This window comes from Actinophytocola sp., assembly GCF_045807065.1.
Classification (GTDB): domain Bacteria; phylum Actinomycetota; class Actinomycetes; order Mycobacteriales; family Pseudonocardiaceae; genus Actinophytocola.
Genome location: NZ_JBJMIE010000376.1, coordinates 1 through 4,918, shown reverse-complemented (window position 1 = coordinate 4,918; position 4,918 = coordinate 1). Strand labels below are relative to the sequence as shown.

The 4,918-nt window shown below is 72.9% G+C and carries 6 protein-coding genes; 5 read left to right on the top strand and 1 reads right to left on the bottom strand.

The window, feature by feature from the left end; all coding sequences use genetic code 11:
• A partial coding sequence (locus ACJ73U_RS21880; protein WP_407779540.1) for an LLM class flavin-dependent oxidoreductase occupies nt 1-912 on the top strand: 912 nt, incomplete at its 5' end.
• A gap of 26 nt (nt 913-938) precedes the next feature.
• Nucleotides 939-1,637: a Clp protease N-terminal domain-containing protein gene (locus tag ACJ73U_RS21875; RefSeq protein WP_407779539.1), complete on the top strand. Its 699-nt coding sequence runs from the start codon at nt 939-941 to the stop codon at nt 1,635-1,637.
• 6 nt (nt 1,638-1,643) lie between these two features.
• On the opposite strand, the gene ACJ73U_RS21870 is transcribed toward ACJ73U_RS21875, so the two are convergent.
• Nucleotides 1,644-2,126, bottom strand: a complete 483-nt coding sequence (locus tag ACJ73U_RS21870) for a hypothetical protein (protein WP_407779538.1) — start codon at nt 2,124-2,126, stop codon at nt 1,644-1,646.
• Nucleotides 2,127-2,218: 92 nt separating this feature from the next.
• On the opposite strand from ACJ73U_RS21870, the gene ACJ73U_RS21865 reads away from it, so the two are divergent.
• The 3 genes from ACJ73U_RS21865 to ACJ73U_RS21855 all read left to right on the top strand — a co-directional run bounded on the left by ACJ73U_RS21865 (nt 2,219) and on the right by ACJ73U_RS21855 (nt 4,798).
• Nucleotides 2,219-2,899, top strand: coding sequence for a response regulator transcription factor (locus ACJ73U_RS21865; RefSeq protein ID WP_407779537.1), 681 nt, complete (start codon nt 2,219-2,221; stop codon nt 2,897-2,899).
• Between the two features lies 1 nt (nt 2,900).
• Nucleotides 2,901-4,163, top strand: a complete 1,263-nt coding sequence (locus tag ACJ73U_RS21860) for an ATP-binding protein (RefSeq protein ID WP_407779536.1) — start codon at nt 2,901-2,903, stop codon at nt 4,161-4,163.
• Nucleotides 4,164-4,432: 269 nt separating this feature from the next.
• Entirely contained in the window at nt 4,433-4,798 is a 366-nt protein-coding gene (locus ACJ73U_RS21855) for a PepSY domain-containing protein (RefSeq protein WP_407779535.1), read from the top strand.
• Nucleotides 4,799-4,918: the final 120 nt, after the last annotated feature.

Below are 4,918 nucleotides of genomic sequence, written 5' to 3'. Positions count from 1 at the left end.
CTCACCACCGCCGCGCTGACCCGGGAGACGACCCGGCTGAAGTTCCTGGTCGCCTTCCGGCCCGGGGTGATCTCGCCGACGCTCGCCGCGCAGATGGCCGCGACCTACCAGCGCATCTCCGGCGGCCGGCTGCTCCTGAACGTCGTGACCGGCGGGGACGCCGTCGAGCAGCGCCGGTTCGGCGACTGGTACGACCACGACGCCCGGTACGCGCGGACGGACGAGTTCCTGTCGATCGTGCGGGGCGTGTGGAGCGGCACGCCGTTCGACTTCGCCGGTGAGCACCTGTCCGTCCAGGGCGCGACGCTGCTGGCGCCGCCGGACCCGACCCCGCCTGTCTACTTCGGTGGGTCGTCGCCGGCCGCCCTGCCGGTCGCGGCCCGGCACGCGGACGTGTACCTGACGTGGGGCGAACCGCCCGCGCAGGTGGCGGAGAAGATCGGGCGGGTGCGGGATCTCGCCGGGGACCGGGACATCCGGTTCGGCGTCCGCCTGCACACTATCTCCCGCGACTCCAGCGAGGAGGCGTGGCGCGAGGCGCAGAAGCTGCTCGACGCCCTCGATCCGGTGCAGGTCAGGCAGGCGCAGGAGCAGCTGGCGGCGAGCGAGTCCGAGGGGCAGCGGCGAATGGTCGCACTGCACAACGGAAACCACGGCGGCGACGCGCGTTCCCTGGAGATCCACCCGAACCTGTGGGCGGGCGTCGGGCTCGTGCGTGGCGGCGCGGGTACCGCGCTCGTCGGCAGTCACGAGGAGGTCGCGGAGCGGATCGCGGAGTACCACGCGATCGGCATCGAGGAGTTCGTCTTCTCCGGTTACCCGCACCTGGAGGAGGCGTACTGGTTCGGTGAGGGTGTGCGGCCCGCGCTCGCTCGCGACGGACTCCTGGAGCCCGCGCGGGTTGTTGTGTAACCCCTTTAGGGGGTATACATGGGGTCATGCCGAAGATAAACGTGTACCTGCCGGATGACCTCGCCGACAGTGTGAAGGAGATCGGCCTGCCGGTCTCGGCGATCTGCCAGCGCGCCCTGGAGCAGTCGGTGAAGCGGGTGACCGCCATCCGCGCGGTCGGCGACCTCACCGGTACGGACCCGACCGCCGGTCTGGTGGCGTTCACGCAGCGGGCGCGGGAGGTGGTGAGGCTCGCGATCACCGCCGCCCGGGACCGGGGCGCCGCCGAGGTGGGTACTCGTGACCTGCTGCTGGGCCTGCTGACCGAGGGCGAGAACCTGGCCCTGCGTGTGCTGACCGCGATCGACGTCGATCCCACGCGCGTGCTCCAGGGCGTGCGGGGTCTGCCGTCCGGCGCGGCGGGGACAAGCGCTGCCAGGTTCAGCGTGACGGCCGCCAACGCGCTGGAGCTGACCGTGGTGGAAGCGCTTACCTTGGGCCACAACTACGTGGGTTGCGAACACCTGCTGCTGGGGTTGGTCGCGGAGCCCGACGGAGCGGCGGGGGAGGTGCTGCGCGGGTTGGGCGCGGAGTCGAAGCAGGTGCGGCACGCGGTGTCGGCGGCGCTGGCCGGGTACGTGCAGCTGCGGGCGAACCAGGGCGGGCTCGCGGCGGCGGTGAGCACGGCGCTGGAGCCGGTCCTGCGCCGGCTGGACAAACTGGAGGAGAAGGTCGGGCTGAAGTAGTTCCCGTCAGTCGTCGACCTTGATCTCGGCGTTCGGGGTGCCGTGCACGCACCGCAGGCGGACCTCGACCCTGCGGTGACCGGAGGAGAACCGCACCGACGGGTGGTCCTCCACGTGGTCCTCCCGGTCGACCGCGTAGCCCTGCGCGGGTGTGGCGGACAGGACCTCGACCAACCCGTCCGCGGTGCAGCGGGCGATCACCGTGCCGCCCTCGGTGACCGTCGGCTGCTCGGCGGGCGGGGTCGCGGTCGTCGTCGGCGTGGGCGTCGTCGGCGTGGTCGATGCCGGGGCCGACGACGAGGGCACCGTCGTGGACACCGGCGGCGACTGGGTGCGGCTGGCCAGCAGCTCGTCCACTTCGGACCGGCTGAGCGGGTCCCGCCCGGCGCCGAAGATGTCCGTGCCGATCGCGGCCACGGCGGCGAGCCCGACCGCGGTCGCGGCTGCGGCGGCCACCACCCACAGCACGAATCCCGTCGTCAGGCGCACGTCACGCAGTATGCCCGCCGCGATGGTTAAGACACTCCTAACAGCGGCCTATGGACGGACGAGCCTGCCGGGCGAGCCGCTACGGTGCGACCATGGCCCAGGTACTCGTCGTCGAGGACGACGCGACGATCCGCTCGTCGATCATCCGCGGCCTCACCGACCGCGGGCACGCGGTGGTCTCCGCGCCGACCGCGATGGCCGGGCTCGAGCAGGCGGTGAGCGCCCGGCCCGACGTCGTGGTCCTCGACCTCGGGCTGCCCGACCTCGACGGCAGGGCCATGCTGCGGATGCTGCGCGGTGTGTCCGACGTGCCGGTCGTGGTGGCCACCGCCCGGGACGACGAGGCCGAGATCGTCGCGGTGCTCGACGCCGGCGCGGACGACTACGTGGTGAAGCCGTTCGGTGTCGCGCAGCTCGACGCCCGCATCCGCGCCGTGCTGCGCCGCTCCGCCGAGGACAAGGACCCGACCGTCGTCGCGGGCGGACTCACCGTCGACCCCCGAACCCGCCGCGCCACCCTCGACGGCAGGCCGCTGGAGCTGACGCCACGCGAGTTCGACCTCCTGCACCACCTCGCCGCGCGGGCCGGCGAGGTGGTCAGCAAGCGGGAGCTGCTCACCGAGGTGTGGCAGCTGCCCTACGGCGGCGCCGACAAGACCGTCGACGTGCACCTGTCGTGGCTGCGCCGCAAGCTCGGCGAGACCGCACAGGCACCCCGTTATCTCCACGCGGTCCGCGGCGTCGGCGTGCGGCTCGCGGCGCCGGTGAGCTGACGTGCGCCGGCGCGTCCTGCTGCTCGTCGCCGCCACCACGACGCTCGTGCTGGTCGCGTTCCTCGTGCCACTCGCGCTGCTGGTGAAGAACGTCGCCGCCGACCGGGCGGTGCAGCGGGCCACGGTCGAGGCGCAGGCACTCACCTCGCTCGTCGCCACCAACGACGAGAGCTCGCTCGCCGAGAGCGTCCGGCAGGTCGACGCCTCCTCGCCGTACGACGTGTCGGTGTTCGTCGGCGGGCACGTGCTCGGCACTCCCGCCGGCCGGTCGCCCCTGGTGGCACTGGCCCAGAGCGGGCGCAGCGAGTCGGGTGAGGTGTCGGGGGGACGCGAGATCGTGTTCTCGGTCGACCGGCCCGCGACGTCCCCGGCGGTGATCCGCACCTTCGTCTCCGACGCCGCGCTGGCGGCCGGCGTGCCTCGCGCGTGGTTGCTCCTCGGCGGGCTGGGGGTGGCGTTGCTGCTGGTGAGCCTCCTGGTCGCGGACCGGCTGGCGCGCACGTTCGTCCGGTCCACCGTGGACCTCGCGGCGGTGTCGCACCGGCTCGGGCGCGGTGATCTGGAGGCGCGGGCCGATCCCGCGGCACCGGGGGAGCTCGGTGTGGTCGCGACCGCGTTGAACGGGCTCGCCGGCCGGATCGCCGAGGCACTGCGGGAGGAACGCGAGACGGTCGCCGACCTGTCGCACCGCGTCCGCACGCCCCTGACCTCGCTGCGGATGGAGGCGGACGCGCTCGGTGACCCGGCGGACGCCGCGCGGATCGGCGCCGGGGTGGAGGCGGTCAACCGCGCCGTCACCGAGGTGATCCAGCAGGCGCGCCGCCGTGGCGCCCCCGCCTTCGCGGACGCGGCGGAGGTCGTGGCCGACCGCGTCGCGTTCTGGAGCGTGCTGGCGGAGGACACCGAACGGACGATGACCGTCGACGTCGCGCCGGGACCGCTGCCGGTCGGGCTCGCGTCCGCCGACCTGGAGGCCTGCGTGGACGCCTTGCTGGGCAACGTCTTCGCGCACACGCCGAACGGCACCGCGTTCCGGGTCGCGTTGGCCGCCCAGCCCGGTGGCGCGGTGCTGACGGTCGAGGACGCGGGCCCCGGACTGCCCGGCGGGGACGTGGTGCGGCGCGGGGTGAGCGGCGCGGGATCCAGTGGGCTGGGGTTGGACATCGTGCGGCGGGCGGCCGAGCGGACGGGAGGCGCGGTGCGGTTCTCGCGGTCCGCGCTCGGCGGGTTGCTGGTGGTCGTGGATCTCTTAGCGCCGCGTTAACCGTCGGGCAGCGTGGCCATAGGCCGGTCCCCGGCATCGTTGCCGGCATGACCAGGAAATTGCTTGAAGGAGTCCTTGCCGCCGGAGCGTTGACCGTCACGGCGGGCACCGCGTTCGCGATGTCCTCTGACGACACACCGACGGCCGCGCCCGTGTCCACATCCGACACGTCGACCTCGGAGTCCACATCGTTCTCGGAGCCCACGTCCACGAGCGAGTCCACGTCGACGACCGAGTCAACGTCGACGAGCGAGTCCACGTCCACCTCGGTGCCCGCGCCCGGCAGCGGTGAGCTGTCGGCCGACGACGCGAGCCGGATCGTCACCGACCGGGTGGGCGGCACCGTCCGCGAGGTCGAACGCGAGGTGGAGCACGGTCGCGCCGAGTGGAAGGTGGAGGTCACCACTGCCGACGGCAACACCTACGACGTCCGGGTCGACGCGCGGACGGGTGCCGTCATCCGGGTCGGTCAGGCCGCTCGCGATGGCCAGGGCGCCGACGACCACGGCAGCCAGGTCAGCGACGATCACGGTGACGATCACAGCGACGATCACGGCGGGCGCGGCGACGACCGCGGTGGTCACGACGATGACGATCACGGTAGCCATGGCGAACACGGCGGCGATGACCACTGAATCCGGGATAGCCTGCCGGGTGTGAGCCGTGCCATCGCTGTCCGGGCCGTGGACGCGTTCGAGCTGGTGGCTTACGCCGTTCAGGTCGAACGCCTCTACCGCGAGAGCTTCGCCACGCCG